This window comes from Microbulbifer maximicatervae (SeqCode) (genome assembly GCF_056231245.1).
In genome coordinates, this window is sequence record NZ_CP174334.1 from 2773052 (window position 1) to 2796593 (window position 23542).

Consider the following 23542-nt stretch of genomic DNA (forward strand, 5'->3'; position numbering starts at 1 on the left):
GCCCTTTTAGCAACGGACTTATGGAAACATAGAATTCATAGCAAGTCGGTGCCCACACCATCTTTCACCCAAGGAGAAATCGGCTAGGGCAGTGGTATGTGGCAGTTAGCCTGGAACCCCATGTTTGGTGTAGATATCGAAGCGTCCGGATTTCCCCTCCAAGGAAAGGTTGGGCTTCATATCAGCCAAATAGGGGGCAAGCTTAGGGCGCTTAACTACTGTGCGGTAGTAGCAGGCCGCCAAGGCAGGGCTCAATAAGCTATCCGCATCCTCATCAGTCCCAACCAAATGATGGAAGGCAGCCATTTCCTTTTTGACCTTGGCAGCTTTCCCCCGCGCAGGGAACATTGGATCCAGATAAATAACAGGGATGGATTCCTCCGATTGCAGCGCGAGCCACTCTGACGCCGCCGTACAGCAATCCACCAAGCTCATTCGCTCAGAAATTGCAGCCAACTCAGCATCCCCGATAGACGCCTGTCGCAGCCGGCGTATTCCATCTTTCAGCAATTGGAAAACAACCGGGTTGCGCTCCAGCATCTGCACCTCACATCCCAGCGCCGCCAGAACAAAGGCATCTCTACCCAAACCAGCGGTGGCATCGAGGACTTTGGGGTGGAAGCCAGAACGCAAACCAACAGCTTTTGCTACCGGTTGAGCTTTACCGCCGCCATACTTGCGGCGATGAGCAAGTGTTCCAGCAACAAAATCCACCCATACTGGCCCGGCTGCTTTGCGCCCGGTCGCACATAACTGCAGTTGCTCTCCGAGACACAACACTTGGGGAAAGTCGACCACATCAGCAGGAGAAATAGCTCCAAGGAGGGGGTAATCTAACTGAGCGGATAGTTCTTCCGCTGCGGAAACATATTCTGGCGCCGCAGCGACAATAGCCAACGATGGACTCACCTGCCCTCCAGGTAACATTGAAAAAGGGAGGCGATGCTAACCCGGTTTTTGTAACCATTCCAGAGCTTGAGCGGACTCCTCTTCGGGAAAGGGACGCACCTCAGCACTGATGAAGTGACAGGCAAGGTTGGGCATAAAGCGGAGGATAGGATTATCGGTAACCACGGCTATCCGGCGGATATGTCGTTGATGCTCTCGAATAAAGCGAAAATGAGAGATCATTGCGACGAAGCTCTCCCAGCCAGCAAAATCTCCCGCATTGACTAGCAACCCTTCTATACGTCCCCGCTTACTGATGATCGGATCAACTTGCGCGGCTAGCAACTGGAAGTCCTCAACGGTTAACTTCCCAACTGGTCTAACCTCGAGTATTCGATCACCCTGATGCCAGATATGCTCAATCATATTTTGAGAATGCGGCAGGGCCACACTTCTGTGCGGCCCTGCTTTTCGCTTAGCTCGATGTAGCTGAGTCATTACTATTGGTCAGTTATCATTACTTTCCATTCCCTCATCCTGACCGGTATCTGCCTCTGTATCTGTTTCAGTGCCATCGGCAGAGGCATCCATATCGTTAGTCGCTCCCTCTACAGCATCATTGGCTTCCTTCGTAGCATCATCTACGACCTTATCCGCTTGCTGATTTAGGTCGCCGCCCGAGTTATTGCTCGCGTCTGGCATGGCGCTAGAATCATTAGCATCCGGGCTCATGTTGCCATCTGCACCCATATTGTCGGACCCAGACATAGTAGCGTCAGGTGAGCTCCCGTTATCTGAAGACCCCGGAGGAGCGGGATCGGTTGAGTCAGAGTCCTGGGGCATTTGGGAATCGGGATTGCCCATACCATCAGGGGAATCCGAGGTATCTGCTGGGGCCATTGAGCCACCGCTACTTCCTCCACTAGAGGGGGTAGAGGATCCCCTCATCTGTTCACTCTTCTGCTCCTGCTCCATCGAGTTATAGGCTTCTTTAGCCTTATGCTCGCCGCTGCGCGACATAAAATAACCGATGATCAGTAATAAAATGATCAGGGGAATCAGTAACTTCTTCATATCTGGACCTCTCGACCCCAGGCAAACTCAAAAGAAGACATTAATCATTAAAATCGAGCCGGTTACACAGTGCTGGTCGGTGTACTTTCTCGATAACAATCCCAAACCCTGACACTCCAGCCTGTTTACAACGGTGCGCAACTTAATGAGATGCAGCGCCTGTAAAAGAAGGTCGCGCCAATACTGATAAGAATAACCCTCCTTTGGGGTTCTTCAAGGGGGAGAGCCACTTCGTAGCAGGTTGGATTGCTGTAAAGAAAGAACCAGTTACAACTGATAGTTCTAACAGGTCTGCAAGAAAGCAACTTCTTAGCCCTGTTTAATAAACTTATTAAGTTGGGCAAGTATCGCGGTGGCGTCTGACTCAGCAATAACCGCCTCACAACTCCTCAGGTGTAACCTTCCGTAGCTATCCAAATTCGCAAAAATCAGATAGTTTTCACCTTGCTCCAGCTTTAAATCGCAGGATTCAAATCCCAGGCGGAAGGTGATCTCTCCACCCATTGGCCCCTTCCAAACCTGGCTGGGAACGGCAGAGTAGATATAGCCTGATATGGCTGTAATTCCCTCCTCAGACAGTGCGCTATCCACATCCCTGTGAACATCAATAATTTCTACTTGCGCCACAACCTCAGCTTGGGCAAAACGTAATTCCAAATGAGCAGTAGATGCCGAAGCTATGTCCTCAGTCGCATGCGCCGTGCTACTCACTAGGAGATATAAAATAACACTCACGATTTTGGAAAATGTCTCACAGGATATTTTTTGCGTCACAACCCTCTCCTTACTTATGCTCTTATCGCAGTAGACATAGCACAAGTAATTAGGATCGGCTTACTCTTTTTTACAGAGTCTGAAGGATAGCTAAGAGGTGAGGAAATTTGGCAGAAATTCCTCTAGCGTGAAAACCAATACAGTGGATAACCAAGCGGGCTGCTCAATGAGCAGCCCTGATAGCTATAAAATCGGCCATTTAAATACCGGTATAGGTTAAGCGATAGATTTTATGGGCAAAATCATCAGAAATTAATACGCTGCCATCAGGCATTTCTAAAAATGCAACAGGGCGCCCATAGGTGGTTTCATCCCGCATAAAACCAGTGACCAGCGGCTTGTAATCCGTGACCTCACCATCTTTAACTGTCGCCATCATTACTCGGTAACCTGATTTTTTGCTTCGATTCCAGGACCCGTGCTCAGCAACCAACAAGTTCTGTTGGTATTCCTTGGGAAACTGCCCACCGCGATAAAAGTGAATTCCAAGAGGCGCCACATGGGCATCTAAATTTAATACCGGCTTGGAATAATCAGCGGCCTTCTTACCCTGACCAAATTCCGGATCTGCAATATCGTCACCGTGGAAATAAGGATAGCCAAAATGCTCTCCTGCAAAGCTTACCTTATTGATTTCACAGGGTGGGATATCATCACCCATCATGTCCCGACCATTGTCTGAAAACCACAATTCATTGGTTTGCGGATGAAAATCAAAGCCAACGGAGTTTCTCACCCCATTTGCAATCACTTTTGTTTTCTTAGATTGCAAGTCCAGCGAAAATATTTTTGAGTAATTTTCGTTGGCATCACAGATATTACAAGGTGCGCCGACGGGCACTATCAGCTGCCCTTCACTATCAAAACGCAAAAATTTCCAACCATGATGCCTGTCCGCTGGAAACTGATCGTAAACAACCTCAGACTTCGGTTTGTCAAGATTTTTATCAATCTGGGGGAAGCGAATAATCTTATTGACATCAGCCACATATAAATCGCCATTTTTATAGGCAATACCTGTCGGCGCTTTTAAATCATCCATCAATAGCCAACGCTGATCAGCTACACCATCATTATCTGTGTCCTTGAAAGCATAAACTTTTTTCGCGCTGAAAGAACCAGAAAATACTGTACCCGACTCAGAACGTGCCAATTGACGAGCCGTCTCAACATCTTCTGCAAAGTAGCTGAGCTTAAAGCCCTCGGGTACCTTGAGGTAATCAAGGTCTATCTCAGCACTTGCAGAAGCTGCAAATAGCAAACTGGTCAAAAGTAAGTATTTCATATTTATATTCTTGCAAAATATAAATATTAACTAAAAGTGAAGATGTTGATCAACTCAGAGGTTCAGGCATACATGAGCATTCATGCTTAAACCCTGAAAAGCCGCCCCCCATGTCGAAGATAAGCCAAAAATCAACGAAATCCAGTATTTTCAAGCGAACTGTTTGCGGTATTTACTGGGAAGAATACCTTTCTGCCGAAGAAACGCCCTTCTCATTTGTTCCTGCGACGAAAAGCCACACTGGGTTGCCACTACATCCTGACTAATCCCTGCCTCCAATATTAACTGACAGGCCTTCTCAACTCTAACCTGCTCCAAATACCGAGCCGGAGTTACACCTATTTCGCTTGTGAAGCAGCGAGAAAAATTTCGGGGGCTCATTGCTTGTTTTTTGGCCAAAAAATCAACACTGAGAGACTGTTCTAAGTTAAGGTTTATCCATTCCAACAACGGGGAGAACCTATTATTTTTTAATTGTGCCTGCAAATAACTACTGTACTGACTCTGATCACCATCACGCTTCAGGTACAAAATCATTTCCCGAGCAACTAAAAGGGCCAGTTTTCGACCGAAGTCCTCCTCAACCATAGCTAAGGCCAAGTCTATCCCTGCACTTCGCCCTACAGAACTGTAGATTTTCTTATCTCTCACAAAAATCGCTTTGTCATCTACTTCAATATCTTTATATTTTTTTAGATCACCGATGTATTTTTCATGGGTTGTAGCCCGATGCCCTGATAAAACTCCAGCCTTAGCAAGTACCAATGTACCACTTCCGCTAACCCCTATCCTCTCAACTTCCTTTGCCTTAACTTTCAACCACTCAAGAAACAGACTGTCATCCGTTAAATCAAGGCAACTTTTCGCAGTACCACCTCCAACTAAAAGAGTATGGATGGAATCGGCCTCGTAAAAACATTTATCTGGATGTACTTTCAGGCCAGTAGTTACTTGCCTCGGCTCCTTGCTTGCAGCCAAAAATTCAATTTTATACAGCTGATCTTCGCCATACCCAAAATCGGCCATTTGTTTATTAGCAAACGTAAACACCTCAGCTGGACCTGTGATATCCAGGCACTGGGCACCAGAGCAAATAATGATCGATATCGTTCTCTTTTTACTTTCTTTAAGGCCCTGGTATGACGATAGAAGACTACTTTTCACGGCAAACACCTACAACTAACTTATCAACCCAGAAGGGTTCTTTATGTTTTCTCGCAAATCTAACTTGGCGTAAAAAGGCAAAATAACTCGATGGAATTAAGTGACTTTGCGTTAGGATGTACTAACCTTGCATATTCTGTAAAGTGATATTGATATTACCTTAAAGAATAACCAGTCACCCAAAATTTGGGGCCTTTTAACTGATCAAATTTCATCCCACTTGTACTAACAAGCTGTACCAATAAAACTAACAACCTCAATTGGTACAGATGAACCAATAATTATTTCACTTACACAACGATAAATAGTATTTTCCACCCTAAAAATTTTGGCGTCTTTTGCATGCACACCAGCAAATGATTGAAGACTGTTTTTTTGACACATCTAAATAAAATGCCAATTAAGGACCCACAACACTGCCTCAATTTTTCCACCCCACCCCACAGACCGGGCCTGGGTGTAAAGAAATCACCCAAAATTAAAAAAACTCCAAATCACAAACAAAAAAAGAACAAAAACCTACTAGAAAAATTTAAATGTAATAAAATTGCAATAAAACACTAAAGCCAAGAACTATTTACCAACTCTAACATCCAACCACTCAATCAATAGCTTTACGATCGATTCAGCAATTAGGCGCAGCTACTACATCTACCGCATGTTAAGTGAGACCCCTATCTTTACCTGAGCCACTAAAATTCTAAACTCTTCCCTTAAGAGGAGAGTCAAGGCTTTAAGTTAAGAACTCATTGTGCACTCTTCTCAGAACCTACTTTTAGCCAACACCTTCTGCCAAGATCACCGCTACCCCTTATTAATTACCAACCAAAAGTTATCGAGATAGCCTTTCCATCTTATGGATAAAATCTTTTAGTGAAGAACTGAAAATGACATAGACCTTCATGAAAAGAGCTTGAAGCCCTCAGCCCCAATATGAATCTCACAAAACATTTAAGTAATGAAGCTTGACGATCATCACAGGCCCACATCTTAAGACTCATCATTTCCAACCAAAAGGACAAGCTTCCTGCAAAATTTTACTTTATCGCCTCTTAAAACCAGCCAGGTTCACAATCACCATTATTATATTTCTGCAGCGTATAGATCAGCCATTTACAGCAGTGAAACCATGAAAAATAATACTTATGGAATTCTTTACCCACCTCAATGTGTCAAATTAATTCTCCGACGAGACAGACACAAACATCCATCCATCCATCCAACAACTAAATTACCAATCGAAGTGGCGAATGAGGGAAGGAACAACCTCCACTATTAACACAGCCCTAAAATCTGGCGCTACACCCTTCGAATTAGAAGTATTTATGCGATCCTTTGCCTGGGGGTACCAATCAAAACTGATTCCACCAACTAAACACCTAAAAATATCCGCGACAGAAAAAACAATAAAAACTTACGACTCACACCACCTCAACTTGCACAGGTGTACCAACATAAAAAGCTGGTCAAAAATATAAATCACATAAAGTACAAATCCAGAAAATAATAAAACTAAGAAATTATTATTAGCGCCAACCCAACCCTAGACAACTTAATTTTCGGACTTTCCTGCTTACTTGACGGCCAATGCTCTAAAAATCAAAAAGCAAGCAAATCTATCTCTGCATACATGGCCACAAAATCAATTATTCATAGGTAGAAAATATGATTGGCAAATGATCTCTATAAAAATGTTGGCACGTCTAATTTTTAGCAGTCGAACAAACTGAGACATCAAAGAACTGATAACCACTCTCGTTTGGCTCACAAAACATTCTCTAAAAATTTACTGAAATCAAACTAATGCTAAATCTTAGGGTCGCTAGATTTATATAAGTCTGAAAACAAGACAACACGGAAATCCAAAGATGAGCCTTGATCTAAATAGAATGGTTTGAGCGGCAACTACAAAAACAGTTCGGAAAAGATTCTGAAGATGGCAAGAGGATAAGTGAGAAAGCTTTCTCTCAATACGTCATCCTCTGAGTAATCAGGGATCAAAGCCGGAAACTCTTTGCAGGGACAAACAAATTGCGGATTAAGGGAATAGTTAAGAAATTGAGCAGAATAATAAAGGGAATTTATGAAGGGGTGTAGTGCCCAAACCGAACAATCTGGGCACTATCAACAAAAGAACGACTAAAGGTAGAAATTATCTGACCTGATCGTTATAAAGGCAGTAGTTCCAACTCAACTCGGCGATTGGCCTGACGCCCAGCTTCAGAGTCATTACTGGCAATAGGATAACGCTCACCGTAACCTACCGCCTGTACCCGACCTGCAGAAACGCCCTGACCGCTGAAGAAGCCAGCAACGGAATTAGCACGCTGTTCGCTCAAGCTCTGGTTGTACACATCTGAACCAGTGCTATCGGTATGGCCGCTGACTCGAATTGCAGTTTTATCAAACTCCTGCAATACAACAGTGACCGATTCCAGAGTGTCATAGAAGTCTGTACGAATATCTGCGCGGTTAGTACCGAAGGTAATGTTACCAGGCATGATCAGGCGAATATTATCACCTTCACGCTCAACACGTACGCCGGTACCTTCCAGGCGCTGACGCAACAACATTTCCTGACGATCCATATAGTAACCAATGCCACCACCGATCGCCGCGCCACCCAGGGCACCAGTCAAGGCTCCCTTACCACGGTCTTTCTTACTGGCAGTAGCGACACCAACGATCGCTCCAGTTACAGCTCCAATTCCAGCCCCCTTGGCGGCATTACTGGTCTTACTTTCACCTGTGTAAGGGTCCAATGTGGAACAACCAACCATCGAACCCAGTGCCAGGGCTGCTACCCAATATTTCATTATTGGCTCTCCTAACGCATTTTTAAGTAACGGGTATTGAGCTACACATGTCTTGTGCAATCTCTGTATTGTTCAACACACTATCTGACTGGCGGCTGAACCAACCCAATGAAATTTTCCATAGACTAAAGCGAATTTATTGTCAGTTCTACTGACTAGTCCCCATTACGTACTAACTATTCATAACTACGTACCAATGACGGACAAAGTAGCGAGCAAGAAGTGATCAGCTTTCCGGTCTTCCACAAAATCTGTGGATAAAACTGTGCACTAATAAGCTATCCATGGCGCCAGCCGGCGTAAACTCTCGCCTACAGCGTTTTGCACATTTTTTAAACTCTTCAGTTTTCCTTTTAAAAACAACAAGTTAGAAATCTGCCTTGACGTCCAATAGCGGTGGATATCTTCTTGTTTGAGGGCAAATTTTACCAACTGCGTATGTGGAAAAGTTTGTCAATAGCCTCACGCTCCACTGAGGCAATTTTTTTAGACGCTTTTGTTTTTAAAGTCACCCCCAAGAGGCAGCGAATACCTCTATGTCTGTCACTTAGTAACAAAAAAAATTTCGTGCCAGCCCCTGTGGACTTCTATAAAAACCCTTTTGTAACCACTGAATTAGTAATGCGGAGGTTTTTCATCCAGCGGCTTGCCGGCCCCCTGCATCTCAAAAGCAATCGTCCGATACTTTTCGCCCAACTCGCGCATATGTGCGAGTAGAGTGCGAATATCCGTATCCTGACGAGTAATCACATCATTTAATTGGCTTATAGTGTCTTCCTGGAAAGCCAAACGGCTCTCCAGTTCATCGACCCGCTCTACCAGAGCCTTTATTTCTTCAGTCATCACAACAACCCGTAAAGAACATCTACCAGACCGACCGCTCGACGATCCATAAATAAGCTCTGCCCCAAACGAGTTGTCACGTATCCGAAGCCCAGCCCTCTTTCCGGATCAGCAAAGCCGACACTACCACCCGCTCCCGGATGGCCAAAGCCCTGGCTACCCCCAAAGCGCAAGTCCGCCGCGGAACTGCTGCGAATAAAGCCACAACCAAAACTCACCTCAGCCTGCAATACTTTATCGTGGCCATGACTCTGCTCCTTTGCCGCTTCATCTATCAACCGCTTGGGCAAAATAGTCGGCTCGTCACAGGTGAGTTCACCGTAAACCGCTGCCAGGTCTCTCGCACTGAAGTGGCCATTGGCTGCAGGAATTAAAGCACCGCGCCACTCGGAGCTATTGGTACCCATCATCAAGCTCACCGGGTTGCTAAATGCCATCGCAACAGGCCCTTTGCGGTCTTCTTTTATGGCGCGGCCAATGGCATTTTCCCGAAGCTCTGGTAAGGGTTGTTTCAGCGGGCTGACATCGGCAATTCTCTGCGAACGATGTCCATTTGCCCCAAAGCCCCCATCAAGATTGAGGGGTTTGGCTAGCAATTCCCGATAAAGTTCCAACAAGGGTTTTTCGGCAACCCTTTCAATTAATCCACCCAAGCTCCAGCCGTATAAAAATGGGGCGTAACCCTGTGCACTTCCGGGCTTCCACCAAGGCTCGCTGCCAGCCACCTGGTCGCAAGCCGCCTGCCAATCGTAAATCAAACTGTCTTTTACCCGCTCACGGAAAGCGACAAGTCCGCTGCGGTGGCACAGCAATTGGCGTGCGGTGACAGTTTCTTTGCCTGGGGCAAATTCAGGCCAGTAATCCGCTACCGGGCGATCCAAATCCAGTTTGCCTGCGGCAACTTGCTGCATCGCCAAAACTGCAAGAACGCCTTTGGAAGATGAGAAGACATTGGCCAATGTGTCTTCAGTAAATGGCCTCTCTGCACCCCGATCCGCACTTCCCGCCCATAAGGAACAGATTAATTCTCCATGCTGGCGCACGGCAAAGGCCGCTCCTGTATCACCGCACTCGCGAAAATTTCTGGCAAAAGCATCGTAAAGAGCCTCTAAACCAGGGGCACAAAAGCCGTATATGTCCATGTATTTACGTCCAGATAATTCGGATAACTCTGTTGCAAGCCCGCAAGGGTAGTTTCTTCCACTCTGCGGCGCAAATCGGTAGTATTGCGCGCTCATAGCGAGGGATAAATATGACTCAGGAAAGCGCAATTCAAGATCAGATCCAGGGCAATCATTGCTTCGGCTGTGGTCCAGACAATGACCAGGGCCTGCGTATTAAAAGCTACTGGACCGAGAAGGATCAAACCCGCTGCGAGTTCCTTCCCAGCTCCCATCACAATGCTGGACCTGCTCAATATTTAAACGGTGGAATTATCGCTACGGTTATCGACTGCCATACCGTATGCACAGCCATCGCCGATGGTTACCTGCAAGCCGGACGAGCTGTCGGCACTGGTGACAAGATCTGGTATGCCACCGGCAAACTGGATATTAGCTACCTGGCACCGGCTGCCATCGATAAACCGGTCATTCTCGAAGCCACTATTGTTCAGCGCTCCTCCAAGAAAACTGTTCTGCACTGCAATCTCACCAGCAATGGACGCCTCTGCGCCAAGGCAGAAGTCATAGCCGTCCGCGTCCCGGATGAGTGGTAAAACCATAAGCTGATAAATGGCTGCCGGCCCTGTTTTGGCCGGCGGTGACAAAGGGCGAATAACTTACAGCGCTTCGCTCTCTTCCATATCCTCCAGGCGATGGCCGCAGAATTTGCAGTATTCCGCATCTGGGTCATGGGCACTACGGCTGCAGTTATCACAGCGCTGTTGCACTCGCTCCCGATGCATTTCTCCAGCCAATTCCGCCGTTAGAATGCCGGTAGGCACTGCAATAATTGAGTAACCAATCAGCATGGTCATTGCAGCAATGCCCTGCCCCAAAGGCGTTTGCGGAGAGATATCGCCATAACCAACGGTTGTGATGGTCACAATAGCCCAATAAACACTCGTGGGAATACTGGTAAATCCGTGGCCTGGCCCCTCCACCACAAACATCAGGGAACCAAAAATAATGCACATAACCAAAACACTGGAGTAAAACACCAGGATTTTGCGCCGGGCCAGCCCGAGGGCTCGCAACAAGACGTTGGCATCACGTAAGTAGCGAACCAGCTTCAGGATTCGGAAGATCCGCAGCACCCTCAACAGGCGAATCACCAAAAGATAGGTGGCGCCAGTATAGAGAAGCGCCAAGTAACTGGGGAGAATTGCGAGCAGGTCCACAATCCCATAGAAACTGAAAATATATTTGCGGCGATTCACCGTGCAATATATCCGGGCGATATATTCAATGGTGAAGAGGCCAGTAAATACCCATTCCAGGCCGATGAGTAAGTGCTCATAGCGGTCGCGCACCGTACCTATGGAGGTCAGGAGCACCAAACCCACGCTGATCAGGATCGCCCAGATCAAAAAAACATCAAAATTCCGCCCTGCCCGGGTCTCGGTTCCGAAAATTACCTCATTGAGCAGTTTGCGACGTCCCGTCAACGCCATCTATCACCTCAACTACGCTGCTGTTTCATATTGCGGCAAAATTCTAACCTCTCAGGCTTCAGGGGTCGCCCCATTTTCAACATCGTTTACAGCGGCTTTGACATCCTGCGCACCTCGGGCACAATTCCCGGCATTTTCAGCAAATACCAACGGAGTATTCCCAACCATGGCTAAGGAGAATCGTCTCGTCTATTCAACTGACCTCGGTCGAATTAAAGAGGAATCCAGGACAGAAAAGCGCCGAGATGGAGATGGCATAGTTCGAATACAAAGGGAAACCAAGGGCCGCAAAGGAAAAGGGGTGACTTGCGTGCGCGGGCTGCCAGGCACTGACAGCGAACTCAAGCTGCTCCTGGCAGAGCTCAAGAAGCGCTGTGGCTGCGGTGGCGCCCTCAAAGATGGGGTGATTGAGATTCAGGGTGACAAGCGTACTGAGATCAAAACATTCCTGGAATCTCGCAACCACACGGTAAAACTGGCCGGCGGTTAGCCGGCCTTAAGCAGTCGCAGTGGCTTCAACTGCAACTGCTTTTCCCGCTCCAAACACTGACTCAGCAAGGCGGCTAGCTGGATATGATAGTGTTCCAGAATCGCAGCGCGAATGTGTTTGCAACGCGATTCCATAACCTGCAGAGAATCCAGCACTTCCTGTCTCCCTTGTGGCAGCTGCCTGAAAGGCTCCCCCTGAGCTTTCAAATTTATTGCCGCCGCCACCCCTTGCTCTCTTAATAGAGCCGAACTCTCCACTGCCGCTACTATGGCATCTGTCTCTCGCAAAGACAGCGCCGTATATTTTTGCAGCAGTTCCCTTTCATTCAACTCTGGTGATAGGTGCTGGGCAAATATTGCCAGCGAGTGGCTATAACCGGCGAGCCGATCCAGATGTGGTGCCAAGCTATCGTAGGCAGCCAAATGGCGCAGCTGATTCCTGGCTGTCTGACGCTGATCCGTGGGCATAGTTACCAGGGATAGACACAGGCGCTGATAGAAAACACCATAAATCTGCTGTAATTGCTTGTGTGACTCCTCCAGTTCAGCGCGCTTAACAGCGATCTGCTCTTGAGCTCCTACAAGGCTGGCCCCTTTCAAGCAAAAGTCTTCAGCGGTAAAAGGGATTTTACCGCGTATCAGCGCCGCTCCCAGCTGCATTGTAAAAACCCTGACCTGCAAGTCCTCCCGGCGTCCACGCAAATCACGCAACTCCACCAGTTTACTGCGCAGCCAATCGATTGTGCCCTGCAGATCCAGCGCCTGCATTTCCACAGAGGATGGCCTGCGCAGAGGCATCAGGGCCAAGGGCGCCAGGCGATTGAAATACTCGTCCAGTACCTCAGCAGACTCCTCTGACTCCTTACTTGAACTCAGTAAAAGTCGGTTTTCGACCATCTCACAGTCTTTGCCAGCAACTTCAGACGTCACAGCGGTTGCCAGCCCGGCAAAGTCCACAAACATGGATTGCAGGGGTATCGCAGATCTAACCTGCCCCACAAATTCCCGCTCAATCAACACCGTTACACATTCACTGTCGATCGCCTGCTGAATATCCCAGGGGTCCCTGGCCTGCGTCATAGCAGCCTCAACTACATCGCAGGTATCAACATCCAGATTCTCCTGCATCCAACGGACGGCATCGGGAATATTTGCACAACTGCGTCCCAGCGCCTGGGCTTCGCGATTAATTTCTGTCACTAAGAGATCTGCGTGCACTAACCGATGCCACTTCCTGGCGAAGTCTGCCAACGCATCACTACCTATTATCTGAGCCGCAACACCGTCAGCCCTCTCCTGTAGCATTACGGCACTGCCTGCGGTTAAGCGGCAATGCAGTGCCTCCAGGCGCTGCAAGATAGGGAGCAAAATATATCCACCTGTCACTAGCATACGGTGAAATGGCCCGGCCAGTGCTCCGGGGGCATTCTCCGGGCTAACAACACTGCGCTCATTTTCAAAAGCCCACTGCATCAGTTCCAATCGCTGCACGGTGCCGTAAGTCAACCAACCAAGTGCGCCGAGCAAACGGCCGCGATAGAAGGCGAGCCCCCTACCCACGAGTGCCAGGACCTCCTTTCCATCCAATGAGGCGACGCTGGCAAGCCCTACTGTAAGTGGTAAATTCTGCCTAAAAACCTGGAGAAATCCCGGCTGGGACAGAATATGGGAGTCTGCACTTACAAAGACTTGGCTGATCTTTGGCAGCCCTAGCTTATCGACCAATGAATTAATTAACTTCAAGACCTCCTTACCTTCAGAGGGCAACAGCTGACGGGGCTCCGATGAATCTCGCAAACGGGAGGATAAGCAGAAAAATGGCCAAACAAACAGCAGACCAACAAGCAGGGCGAGAAGTACGGTTAAAATACTCAGCGACACCCCCACCCAAGTAAGTTCTCCCAGCCAAACAGCCATAGGGATTTGCCATAGGGCATATCCACTGGAGAAAACACAAGCGAACAGTACCAACCAGAATATTGAAGGCACGATTACTGCTTTGACCACTCCCCAAACTGCCTTTCCCTGACTGGTGACACTGTCAGCCTGTAATCGGCCTGCATCAGATAAATACCACTCAACCGAATCCCGGGAGCCTTCCGGCTTTATTACTGGATTGCCTGCGGCAGGAGTGGATGAAACGACTTTCTGGGGCTCGTCTGCTTCGAGAGTTTTCTGGCTAACAGGAACAAAAGGGTCAGTACCAGCGCGCGACTTATCCGGCGCATCCACCGATGCAGCATTGACCTGGGCCTTGCGCCGCTGGGCGACTTTTATCTTTGCAATCAGCTCGCGGTTATCAAATCGTCCCGCCGGACAAACCTCCACTCGCAGGCCAATTTTCTGCAGACTGGTGCGAAACTCCAGCGCCTGGTCAGAAACCAACCGATCTTTAATTACCCAGCCTTTTAGTAGCAGCCTGCGCGCCTGGGGCTCCGAGATAGAGAACAACTTCGCCACATCCCGGATAACCGGACCCGGTTCTTTGGCGTGAAGTGTCCTTCCCGTGGAAACCACCTGGTACAAATCCTGGCCCGCCATCTCCCTCTCCTGTCACCAAGTGACGCAAATTGTCACATTTATTACATCTTGCGCGGAGAGTAAAAGATTCAGAGAAAATCAGTTGCGCACCAGTTCTCACCAAGCCAGTTCAAAAACAAAAATGGCAGGAAAGAAGGCAAAGTTCACAGTTTTTATGGCACGCTTTGCCAATTTAGGAAGAATTCAGGGAGTGAATATCGCTAGAACACGCGCCGCCAGATCTGGAATAGACAACCCCTTATCTCTCGGCTTATACCAACTGTATGTGTGACTCAAGGCACCAACCAGCAAACGCCTTACCAGAGCGGGATCACCACCGGGACATTCGGCGGCCTCAATAGCGTCCAGCCATATCTGCTCATACTCCTCCCTTAGGCGTAAAACCTCCTGCTGACTTTCTTCGGATAGGCTTCTCCACTCCACCACCAGGATAGAAAAACCCGGTACTGCCAATCCATGAATAGCCTCTAATTCACACTGAATACAGGCCTGAAGCCTCTCTTGCGGTGTTCGACTCTGTTCCGCTGCGGTTCGCATTCGCGCACCGGCAAATATCGTCACCTCCCGCATTACTTCACAGAGAATCTGCTCCTTACTGGAGAAATGATGAAAAATACTGCCAGACAAAATACCCACTTCCGCAGCGAGATCCCGCACTGTTGTCCGGGCGAACCCTTTTTGCTCAAACAACCGCGCTGCAGCATTCAGCAAACGTCCACGGGCAGATTCAGGATCAGTTAGCACTCCCTCTGCCACCAAAGCACCTACCAGCTGCTGCGGCGATAACTCTTCGGGAACTCTCACAAAATCCTGCCCACTTTCAATCACGAACCACTCCCCATATTGGTCAATTTGAGTCAAACATCTTAACGGCCCTGAGAATTTTTAATCAAATAGGCGCCAAGTATTGAATACCAAGCGCTTGCTTGGTAGCGTTAAGCCATTCTGCGTTTTCCCACACGCAGGCGCAAGCGCCGACAAGAACAATAAAAACTGAATTAGCCGTAAGGCCGTAAAAAAGGAAACTTTCATGCGCTATCAAAGCCAGCTGCGCTCCGGCAGCTTTAGCGAGCAAACCTATATCGTCACCGGCGGCGGCAGCGGTATTGGACGCTGCATTGCCCACGAATTGGCCAGCCTCGGCGCCCATGTAGTATTGATCGGGCGCAAACTGGACAAGCTGGAAAGGGTTGCCGGCGAGATCAACAACGATGCTGGCGAGTGCAGCTTATTCAGCCTGGACATCCGCGATGAAGAAGGGGTGCAGGAGACAGTGGGGCAAATAGTCCAGGCCCGGGGCCAAATTCACGGATTAGTGAACAATGCCGGTGGCCAGTTCCCCTCACCCCTTGAGCAGATCAACACAAAAGGGTTCGATGCTGTTGTACGCAGTAACCTGCTCGGTGGCTTTTTAATGTCCCGAGAAGTTTTTGTTCAATCTATGAAACAGCACGGCGGCAGTATCGTAAATATCACCGCAGATAACGCCGGCGGTATGCCAATGATGGGGCATTCCGGTGCCGCTCGAGCAGGCATGGAAAATATTACCGAAACCTCCGCCTTAGAGTGGGCACCTTTTGGGGTTCGAGTTAATGCTGTAGCGCCAGGCTATATTCTCTCCAGCGGCTTTGATACTTACGACCCCAAATTCCTGCGCGAGCTATTACCGGGCTTCCGAGACAGTATTCCCCTCTATCGATTGGGAGAGGAAGCGGAAATTAGTGGGGCCGTGTGCTTCCTGCTTTCCGATGCCGCCAGCTATATCACTGGACAAACGCTGCGTATCGATGGTGGCTCGAGTCTCAAACATCACTCTCCCCTTTGGCAGCCACAGGCGGCCCGTAACTCTAAGCGCTTCAACGGATTCCATCGCAAACGTCGGCCGCAGGTAGTGGAAGAATTGGAAGCGGAGGGCAAGCTCTAATGCAGCCGATTGATTCCCAGCTCGACAACCGCTCGGCAGAGTTCAATGACAACCAAGCTGCCATGCTGGAACAGATCAACCATTTTCGTGAAGCTGAGCAACGCCCGGTACAGGCAGAGAAAAGTAAGGCTGCGCGCTATCGTGACAGGGGCTGGCTGCTGCCAAGGGAGCGCCTTAATTTATTGCTCGACCCCGGCGCGCCTTTTGTAGAGTTGTGCTCCCTTGCCGGCTATAAACTTTTTGACGACCAGGATGGTACCGGTGCGGGTGGTGGAGCCATTTGTGGCATTGGCCAGGTCAGCGGACAACGTTGCATGGTACGGGTGGATAACTATGCCGTAAAAGGTGGCACCATCTCACCAGCCGGGATGGATAAAGCCCTGCGAATGCAGAGGATCGCTCTGGAGAATCATTTGCCGATTGTCGCCCTGGCACAAAGTGGTGGTGCCAACCTGATGTATGCCAGCGACACTTTCGCTCCCGGCGGGCGGGGGTTTGCTAACCAGGCTCGAATGTCCGCTGCCGGTATTCCGCAAGTAACCGTGGTACATGGCGGCGCTACTGCCGGCGGTGCTTACCAGCCAGGCCTGTCAGATTATGTGGTCATGGTACGCGGGCAAACCGGTATGTATCTGGCTGGGCCGCCGCTACTGAAAGCAGCCACCGGTGAAATTGCCGATGCGGAAAGCCTCGGCGGAGCGGAAATGCACTGTACCGAATCCGGCAGTGGCGATTACTTAGCTGAGAACGACGCCGATGGTATCCGCATAGCAAGGGAAATTATTGCCACCCTAGCCTCACCCATTAAAAGCTCAGTACAAAAAGACTACCGAGACCCATTGCATCCTATCGACGACCTGCTCGGCCTGATTCCAGCAGACAGCAAAAAGCCCTACGACGTGCGCGAAATTCTCGCTCGTATCGCCGACGGCTCTGCCATGCTGGATTTCAAGCCGGAATTCGATCGACAAACCGTATGTGGCCATATTCGTATTGAAGGCTTTCCTGTAGGAATTATTGGGAATAACGGCCCGATCACCCCCAAGGGGGCCAACAAGGCCGCGCAGTTTATTCAGTTGTGCGAACAGAGTGGCACTCCACTGCTGTTTTTACATAACACCACCGGCTTTATGGTGGGTACCGAGGTGGAGCGCAACGGCATCATCAAGCACGGGGCCAAAATGATTCAGGCCGTGGCCAATGCCAGCGTACCAAAACTCAGTATTGTCGTGGGCGGTTCCTACGGGGCCGGCAACTACGCCATGTGCGGTCGCGGATTCGATCCCCGCTTTATTTTTGCCTGGCCCAATTCCCGCACCGCAGTTATGGGCGCAGCCCAGGCCGGCAAGGTAATGCGCATCGTCACCGAGCAAAAAATGCAACGCAGTGGCAATGTGGATGAGACTGTATTGGACAAATTGGAAAATGACACCAGCGCATTTATGCATGGCAATTCCGATGCTCTCGCCTGCAGTGCACGCCTCTGGGATGACGGCATTATCGATCCCCGCGATACACGCAAACTTTTAGGCATGTTGCTAGAAATTTGCAATGAGGCCGAGCAGAGAAAACTCAATAAAAATACCTTTGGCGTAGCTAGGTTCTAACGAAAAACCGGGGCAACAAGGAAATGCGGTTGCCCATTAACACAATCACCGGGTTCACACTTCAAGGCAGGGAAAACAATAATGATATTTAGCGATCAACACCGGGAACTGCAGCGCACTGTACAAAACTTTGTACAGCAGGAAATCAATCCCAATGTGGCGGAATGGGAAAAGGCCGGCCGCTTTCCTATCCACGAAATTTTCCAACAACTGGCCAACCTGGGCCTGCTGGGCATCAGCAAGTCCACGGACTTCGGTGGTCTGGGCCTCGACTTCAGTTACGAAACCGTTTTCCTGGAAGAGCTGGGCAGCGCCCACTGTGGCGGCGTACCCCTGTCAATTTCAGTGCAAACCTCCATGTGCACCCCGGCTCTGGCTAATTTTGGCAGCCAGGATCTGAAAGAGCAGTTCCTGATTCCCGCTGTGAGTGGCGAGATGATCGGCGCAATCGCCGTATCCGAACCCGGCGCCGGTTCCGATGTTGCTTCAATTAAAACCACTGCCAAAAACGATGGCGACGACTATGTGATCAACGGCAGCAAGATGTGGATCACCAACGCCCCCTGCGCAGACTTTTTCTGCACCCTGGTGAATACCAGTGAGGGCAAAGCCCACAGCAACAAATCCCTGATCATTATTCCGGCAAAAACGCCAGGGGTACGCATCGGCGAAAAACTCGACAAACTGGGCATGCGCTCATCGGAAACCGCTCCCATCTTTTTTGACAATGTAAGGGTGCCCAAGCATTTCCGTATCGGCGATGAAGGTGCCGGATTCCTATTGCAGATGCTTCAGTTCCAGGAAGAACGCCTCGCCGGCGCCGCGCTGAACTTAAAAGGCCTGGAGCACTGTGTAACCAGCACCATCGACTATGTGCGCGAACGCCATGCCTTTAAAGCACCATTGATCGACAATCAAACTATCCACTTTGCCCTCGCAGAAATGCAGACCGAAGTGGAATGCCTGCGCTCTCTAACCTGGCGCGCGGTGGAAGCTTATGTGGCAGGTCAAGATGTCACTACCCTTGCTTCAATGGCCAAGCTCAAGGCTGGTCGCCTGTCCCGCTCTATTCCCGATCAGTGCCTGCAGTTCTGGGGTGGCATGGGCTATATCGAGGAGACTGTCATCAACCGCGCATACCGGGATAGCCGTCTCACCGCTATCGGCGGCGGTGCAGATGAAGTAATGCTCGGCATTATCTGTAAGCTGATGGGCATACTGCCCAGCAAACGCAAACCCACCGCGTGAGGTCAGGCCATGGAGACAATTATTGATGAAACCATCGGCATCGCCCGCCATCTCACGCTAAATCGCCCGCAACAGCGCAACGCCATCAGTTTGCAAATGGTAGATGAGCTTCTGCAAAAACTCGCAGAAGCGGAAGAAGATCCGCAGGTGCGAGCGTTGGTACTGCGGGGTGCAGAACACAACTTCTGCGCCGGTGGCGATATTGCCGATATGCTCAATGCTCAGCAGGGCGCGAGCGATGGAAATAGTGATGTATTTTTTCACCTAAACCGTCGTTTCGGTGAACTGATGGAACGCTTTAATCGCACCCCTTTAATAGTCATTGCCGTACTGGAAGGTGCCGTAATGGGCGGTGGTTTCGGGCTCGCTTGCAGTGCCGATATTGCTATCGCCGATCGCAGTTGCCGCTTTGCCCTTCCGGAAACCCGCCTGGGTTTACCGCCTGCACAAATTGCTCCCTTTGTCGTGGCACGGGTCGGCCTCTCCCAGGCCCGACGCCTGGCCCTGAGCGGAGCAAAAGTCAATGCACAGCAGGCCTTGGAAATTGGGTTAATCCACCAGTTGCTCGATAATTCCGAAGCCCTCGAAGGCGCGCTGCAGGAACACTTGGGCGCGATCAATGCCTGCGCTCCCGGCGCCCTGGCAACGACCAAGCAGATCTTGCTGGATGCTGCACGGGTGAGCGATGAGACTGCCCTGGGCCAACTGCTCGACGGCGCTGCGCAGCAGTTTTCCCGTGCAATTCAAGGCCATGAAGGGCGGGAAGGCGCCCGTGCATTTCTGGAAAAACGATCACCGGAGTGGCAGCACTGATGTCGACAACAGAGACCCTGTTAATCGCCAATCGAGGCGAGATCGCACTGCGAATTATGCGAACTGCTCGGGCGGAAGGCTATCGCACAGTCGCCGTCTACAGCGATGCGGACTGCGATGCACTTCACGCACAGACTGCCGATATCGCCGTAGCCATTGGCGGGCAGACTTCGGCAGAGTCCTATCTGGATATCCAAAAAATTCTCGCCGCAGCTAAAAAATCCGGAGCCACTGCCGTCCACCCTGGCTACGGCTTTCTCGCTGAGAATGCGGAATTTGCCAGCGCTTGCGAAGAGAATGGACTGAGTTTTGTTGGCCCGAGTGCCGAAGTCATAGAATTGATGGGCAACAAACGCAAAGCCAAGGAGTTTGTTGCCGCTGCCGGCGTACCCTGTATTCCCGGCTTCCAGGGTGCCCAGGACGACGACACCCTGGTCGCCGAGGCGCGGCGCATTGGCTTCCCGTTAATGATCAAAGCTGCCGCAGGCGGTGGTGGGCGCGGCATGCGCCTGGCTCACGGAGACAACGAGCTGGCCTCCCAGTTGCGCGCCGCCCGCAGTGAATCCATGAGTGCATTCGGCAGCGACGAGTTAATTCTGGAAAAGGCACTGGTCAACGCTCGCCATATCGAAATCCAGGTATTTGCGGATCGTCATGGCAACTGTATTCACCTGGGGGAGCGGGATTGCTCCGTACAGCGACGCCATCAAAAAGTGGTCGAAGAGTGCCCTTCCCCAGCGGTCGACACCCAACTGCGGGAAAGAATGGGGCAAGCAGCTGTCGACGCCGCGCGAGCCTGCGGTTATCTAGGCGCGGGCACCGTAGAGTTTCTACTCTGCCCCAACGGCGAATTCTATTTCCTGGAAATGAACACCCGGTTGCAAGTAGAGCACCCGGTAACAGAAATGGTAACCGGTTTTGACCTGGTAGCTTGGCAACTGGCAGTAGCACGCGGCGAAGCCCTATGCGTTTCCCAGCAGCAAGTCTCCCAGCAGGGGCACGCCATTGAAGTCCGCCTGTATGCCGAAGACCCGGAACAACAATTCCTGCCCCAGGCCGGAAAAGTACTCCACTGGGTAGCGCCAAAGGGGCAAGGAATCCGTATCGACCACGCTTTGAAAAATGGTTGCGAAATTACGCCATTTTACGACCCCATGCTCGGCAAATTAATTGCTTGGGGGCAGGATCGAGAAGAAGCTCGGCGCAAGCTAACTCAGGCCCTAACCCGGCTGGAATTTATCGGCCCCAAAAACAATATCCATTTCCTGCAGAAGATCCTGGCCGAATCACAGTTTATCGCTGGCGATGCCGATACCAGCTTTCTCGACCAAAAGAGCACGCTGACATCCGCAGAACCAGTTCCAGCAGTAATCGCAGCCCAAGCCACATTACTTAATCACTTGCACCAAGCCAACCCTCAGGATCGGCGTAGCGGCCGCAGTGACTGGCGCAGTGGTGACAACAGCGTGCCGATCAACTACCGACTGGAAATTGCAGGACAAACCCTAAACTGTGAGCTGCTGGCGTTAGTAGATAATTCTTATCAAATCTCAGTAGGCGACCAGCAGTTCCTGATTCAGTGGGTCCATTTTGAGAAATCAAAAAAAGAAAGTGGAGTTTATAGTGCTGAACTCCTGCTGGATGGCGTTAGCCAAAAGAGACTGTTCCTAGCCAACCAAAGCAATCTGCATCTCCTGTTAGACGGCAGGCAATTTCATTTTGTCGATATCACCCACGCCCCGGCCAAATCGAGCCTTAATGAAGGCAGTGGCCGCATCACGGCCCCTATGGACGGTTGCCTGGTGCAGGTATTGGTTGAGCCCAATCAAAGAGTTCAGCGGGGAGACACTATCGCCTTAATGGAAGCTATGAAAATGGAGCACGCCCTGCGCGCAGACCGCGACGGTACCGTAATTAAACTGGGCGCCTGTGAAGGAGACCAGGTACGCGGTGGCCAGCTGTTAGTTCAGATCGAAGCCGCTCCCACGGAAACCGCCAAAATCCCCAGCGACGCTACTTCCTAAAGGAGATCAGCATGTACGATATTGATGCCTCCCGTATGGCAAGCCCCTTCTATGACGAAGGCCATCAGGAATGGCGCACCCAGTTGCGCCGCTTTGTCGACCGCGAGATTACTCCCTACATTACTGAATGGGACGAAGACGGCCAGCTACCCGCCGAGCTTTGGAAAAAAGCCGCAGAAGTTGGCCTTCTGCAGATGAGTTATCCGGAAAACTACGGCGGCATCGAAACCGATGTCTTCCATATGATTGTTGCCGCAGAGGAGTTAGCCCGCCCCGGCGCTGGTGGTCTCTACGCCAGCCTAATGGTCCACGGCATTGCCCTGCCCCCATTACTGCACTATGGCAGTGAGGCCCTAAAAGATCAGGTTATTCCCTCGGTATTACGTGGCGAAAAGCATATTTCCCTGGCTGTTACCGAGCCAGGCGCAGGCTCCGATGTAGCCAATCTTCAGTGCCGCGCAGAGCGTGATGGGGATGACTATATCGTTACCGGCGAAAAGACCTATATCACCGGCGGTATGCGCGCTAACTGGTTTACTACTGCGGTGCGCACTGGCGAGGAAGGCTTCGGCGGTATCTCCCTGCTCTTAATCCCTGCGGATGCCGAAGGCGTTAGCCGGCAGCTTCTCGATAAAAAGCAGGGCTGGTGGTGTTCTGATACGGCCAGTATCTTTTTTGATCAGGTGCGCGTGCCCGCGAGTAATCTAATTGGCGGTGAGAACCAAGGTTTCTTGCCCATAGTGCACAACTTCAATCGCGAGCGCCTGGGCATTGCCGCTTCCTGTGTAGAGTTCAGCCGGGTCTGTTTGCAGGACGCCATTGAGTGGGCCCAGGAGCGCCAGACTTTCGGAAAGCGTCTCGCCAATCACCAAGTGATTCGACACAAATTTGCCCAGATGCTTCAACGTATCAATGCCACCCAAGCCTATCTGGACCTCTGTGCCTGGGCAGAGCAACAACATCAGCTCAAAGTAGCGGATATCGCACTACTCAAAGTCCAAGCCACAGAAACTCTTGAGTTCTGCGCTCGGGAGGCTATGCAGGTATTGGGCGGCGCAGGCTATATGCGCGGCAGCCGTGTTGAGCGTATATATCGTGAAGTGCGGGTGAATGCGATTGGTGGCGGATCTGAAGAAATTATGCGGGATCTGGCGTCCAGGCAAATGGGGATTTAGTAAGTGTAAGGCCTCCTAAAAACATCATATTAATAATTACGAAGCTTTATTTGGGGTAGTTACTTTGACTCAGGCAGCAGCAACTTCTTAAGAGAACAATTAACTACCCACTTTATAACCATCTTAACAACTACCAGAGGAATAAAAATATAGAGATAGCGAAGAGAATTGTGTGATATTTAGAAAATTCATCCCAAAAATTCACTTTCCCAAAGAGTATTTCTGCATAAGGATCACCAAAGATCCAACCCGGCCTCTCCCCT

Annotated in this window: 20 protein-coding genes; 8 read left to right on the plus strand and 12 right to left on the minus strand. The window is 50.2% G+C overall.

The window, feature by feature from the left end; all coding sequences use genetic code 11:
• Positions 1-105: 105 nt before the first annotated feature.
• From ACJJIS_RS11945 to ACJJIS_RS11985, 9 genes are all read right to left on the minus strand, one after another.
• Positions 106-909, minus strand: a complete 804-nt coding sequence (locus ACJJIS_RS11945; RefSeq protein ID WP_444905541.1) for a class I SAM-dependent methyltransferase — start codon at positions 907-909, stop codon at positions 106-108.
• Between the two features lie 36 nt (positions 910-945).
• Positions 946-1314, minus strand: coding sequence for a SpoIIAA family protein (locus ACJJIS_RS11950; RefSeq protein WP_413665487.1), 369 nt, complete (start codon positions 1312-1314; stop codon positions 946-948).
• Positions 1315-1395: 81 nt separating this feature from the next.
• A complete protein-coding gene (locus tag ACJJIS_RS11955; RefSeq protein WP_444897586.1) occupies positions 1396-1962 on the minus strand; it encodes a hypothetical protein in 567 nt (188 codons plus the stop codon).
• A 309-nt stretch (positions 1963-2271) separates the two neighbouring features.
• On the minus strand, positions 2272-2736 hold the full coding sequence (locus tag ACJJIS_RS11960) for a netrin-like domain-containing protein (protein WP_413665485.1): 465 nt from the start codon (positions 2734-2736) through the stop codon (positions 2272-2274).
• Positions 2737-2935: 199 nt separating this feature from the next.
• The gene (locus ACJJIS_RS11965) at positions 2936-4021 is read right to left on the minus strand and encodes a PQQ-dependent sugar dehydrogenase (RefSeq protein WP_444897588.1); all 1086 of its coding nucleotides are present in this window, start codon (positions 4019-4021) and stop codon (positions 2936-2938) included.
• 150 nt (positions 4022-4171) lie between these two features.
• Positions 4172-5185, minus strand: coding sequence for a GlxA family transcriptional regulator (locus ACJJIS_RS11970; RefSeq protein WP_475708190.1), 1014 nt, complete (start codon positions 5183-5185; stop codon positions 4172-4174).
• A 2168-nt stretch (positions 5186-7353) separates the two neighbouring features.
• On the minus strand, positions 7354-8001 hold the full coding sequence (locus ACJJIS_RS11975; protein WP_413665482.1) for a YiaD family glycine zipper/OmpA-like lipoprotein: 648 nt from the start codon (positions 7999-8001) through the stop codon (positions 7354-7356).
• A 615-nt stretch (positions 8002-8616) separates the two neighbouring features.
• A complete protein-coding gene (locus ACJJIS_RS11980; RefSeq protein WP_282933169.1) occupies positions 8617-8844 on the minus strand; it encodes a SlyX family protein in 228 nt (75 codons plus the stop codon).
• The gene (locus ACJJIS_RS11985; RefSeq protein ID WP_413665481.1) at positions 8844-9986 is read right to left on the minus strand and encodes a serine hydrolase domain-containing protein; all 1143 of its coding nucleotides are present in this window, start codon (positions 9984-9986) and stop codon (positions 8844-8846) included. Before ACJJIS_RS11985 ends, ACJJIS_RS11980 begins: the two co-directional genes overlap by 1 nt.
• 110 nt (positions 9987-10096) lie before the next feature.
• Here ACJJIS_RS11985 and ACJJIS_RS11990 point away from each other — a divergent pair, with 110 nt between their 5' ends.
• Positions 10097-10561: a PaaI family thioesterase gene (locus ACJJIS_RS11990; RefSeq protein ID WP_282933171.1), complete on the plus strand. Its 465-nt coding sequence runs from the start codon at positions 10097-10099 to the stop codon at positions 10559-10561.
• Positions 10562-10624: 63 nt separating this feature from the next.
• Here ACJJIS_RS11990 and ACJJIS_RS11995 read toward each other — a convergent pair whose 3' ends face one another.
• On the minus strand, positions 10625-11458 hold the full coding sequence (locus tag ACJJIS_RS11995) for an ion transporter (protein ID WP_413665480.1): 834 nt from the start codon (positions 11456-11458) through the stop codon (positions 10625-10627).
• 166 nt (positions 11459-11624) lie between these two features.
• On the opposite strand from ACJJIS_RS11995, the gene yciH reads away from it, so the two are divergent.
• Positions 11625-11948 (plus strand): stress response translation initiation inhibitor YciH, encoded by a 324-nt coding sequence (gene yciH, locus ACJJIS_RS12000; protein WP_444932961.1) that lies wholly within the window; start codon positions 11625-11627, stop codon positions 11946-11948.
• Here yciH and ACJJIS_RS12005 read toward each other — a convergent pair.
• On the minus strand, positions 11945-14488 hold the full coding sequence (locus ACJJIS_RS12005; RefSeq protein WP_475708191.1) for a hypothetical protein: 2544 nt from the start codon (positions 14486-14488) through the stop codon (positions 11945-11947). The genes yciH and ACJJIS_RS12005 overlap by 4 nt on opposite strands.
• Before the next feature lie 183 nt (positions 14489-14671).
• Entirely contained in the window at positions 14672-15316 is a 645-nt protein-coding gene (locus tag ACJJIS_RS12010) for a TetR/AcrR family transcriptional regulator (protein ID WP_413665477.1), read from the minus strand.
• 202 nt (positions 15317-15518) lie between these two features.
• Between ACJJIS_RS12010 and ACJJIS_RS12015 the strand changes: the two genes are divergently transcribed.
• The 6 genes from ACJJIS_RS12015 to ACJJIS_RS12040 all read left to right on the plus strand — a co-directional run bounded on the left by ACJJIS_RS12015 (position 15519) and on the right by ACJJIS_RS12040 (position 23279).
• Complete coding sequence (locus ACJJIS_RS12015; RefSeq protein WP_444894137.1) at positions 15519-16412, plus strand: SDR family oxidoreductase; 894 nt, start codon at positions 15519-15521, stop codon at positions 16410-16412.
• Positions 16412-18019, plus strand: coding sequence for an acyl-CoA carboxylase subunit beta (locus ACJJIS_RS12020; RefSeq protein ID WP_475708192.1), 1608 nt, complete (start codon positions 16412-16414; stop codon positions 18017-18019). Before ACJJIS_RS12015 ends, ACJJIS_RS12020 begins: the two co-directional genes overlap by 1 nt.
• Positions 18020-18100: 81 nt before the next feature.
• Entirely contained in the window at positions 18101-19267 is a 1167-nt protein-coding gene (locus ACJJIS_RS12025; RefSeq protein ID WP_475708193.1) for an acyl-CoA dehydrogenase family protein, read from the plus strand.
• 9 nt (positions 19268-19276) lie between these two features.
• Positions 19277-20080: an enoyl-CoA hydratase/isomerase family protein gene (locus ACJJIS_RS12030; RefSeq protein ID WP_282933179.1), complete on the plus strand. Its 804-nt coding sequence runs from the start codon at positions 19277-19279 to the stop codon at positions 20078-20080.
• On the plus strand, positions 20080-22104 hold the full coding sequence (locus ACJJIS_RS12035) for an acetyl/propionyl/methylcrotonyl-CoA carboxylase subunit alpha (RefSeq protein WP_475708194.1): 2025 nt from the start codon (positions 20080-20082) through the stop codon (positions 22102-22104). Before ACJJIS_RS12030 ends, ACJJIS_RS12035 begins: the two co-directional genes overlap by 1 nt.
• Before the next feature lie 11 nt (positions 22105-22115).
• The gene (locus ACJJIS_RS12040) at positions 22116-23279 is read left to right on the plus strand and encodes an acyl-CoA dehydrogenase family protein (protein WP_444935660.1); all 1164 of its coding nucleotides are present in this window, start codon (positions 22116-22118) and stop codon (positions 23277-23279) included.
• The last annotated feature ends 263 nt before the right edge of the window (positions 23280-23542 follow it).

Coding starts and splice junctions, on each gene's coding strand:
- ACJJIS_RS11955 (WP_444897586.1), bottom strand. CDS start 1,962: ATGAAGAAGTTACTGATTCCCCTGATCATTTTATTACTGATCATCGGT.
- ACJJIS_RS11995 (WP_413665480.1), bottom strand. CDS start 11,458: ATGGCGTTGACGGGACGTCGCAAACTGCTCAATGAGGTAATTTTCGGA.
- ACJJIS_RS11985 (WP_413665481.1), bottom strand. CDS start 9,986: ATGGACATATACGGCTTTTGTGCCCCTGGTTTAGAGGCTCTTTACGAT.
- ACJJIS_RS11990 (WP_282933171.1), top strand. CDS start 10,097: ATGACTCAGGAAAGCGCAATTCAAGATCAGATCCAGGGCAATCATTGC.
- ACJJIS_RS11980 (WP_282933169.1), bottom strand. CDS start 8,844: ATGACTGAAGAAATAAAGGCTCTGGTAGAGCGGGTCGATGAACTGGAG.
- ACJJIS_RS11950 (WP_413665487.1), bottom strand. CDS start 1,314: ATGATTGAGCATATCTGGCATCAGGGTGATCGAATACTCGAGGTTAGA.
- ACJJIS_RS12025 (WP_475708193.1), top strand. CDS start 18,101: ATGATATTTAGCGATCAACACCGGGAACTGCAGCGCACTGTACAAAAC.
- ACJJIS_RS12005 (WP_475708191.1), bottom strand. CDS start 14,488: ATGGCGGGCCAGGATTTGTACCAGGTGGTTTCCACGGGAAGGACACTT.
- ACJJIS_RS12040 (WP_444935660.1), top strand. CDS start 22,116: ATGTACGATATTGATGCCTCCCGTATGGCAAGCCCCTTCTATGACGAA.
- ACJJIS_RS12015 (WP_444894137.1), top strand. CDS start 15,519: ATGCGCTATCAAAGCCAGCTGCGCTCCGGCAGCTTTAGCGAGCAAACC.
- yciH (WP_444932961.1), top strand. CDS start 11,625: ATGGCTAAGGAGAATCGTCTCGTCTATTCAACTGACCTCGGTCGAATT.
- ACJJIS_RS12035 (WP_475708194.1), top strand. CDS start 20,080: ATGTCGACAACAGAGACCCTGTTAATCGCCAATCGAGGCGAGATCGCA.
- ACJJIS_RS11965 (WP_444897588.1), bottom strand. CDS start 4,021: ATGAAATACTTACTTTTGACCAGTTTGCTATTTGCAGCTTCTGCAAGT.
- ACJJIS_RS12030 (WP_282933179.1), top strand. CDS start 19,277: ATGGAGACAATTATTGATGAAACCATCGGCATCGCCCGCCATCTCACG.
- ACJJIS_RS12020 (WP_475708192.1), top strand. CDS start 16,412: ATGCAGCCGATTGATTCCCAGCTCGACAACCGCTCGGCAGAGTTCAAT.
- ACJJIS_RS11975 (WP_413665482.1), bottom strand. CDS start 8,001: ATGAAATATTGGGTAGCAGCCCTGGCACTGGGTTCGATGGTTGGTTGT.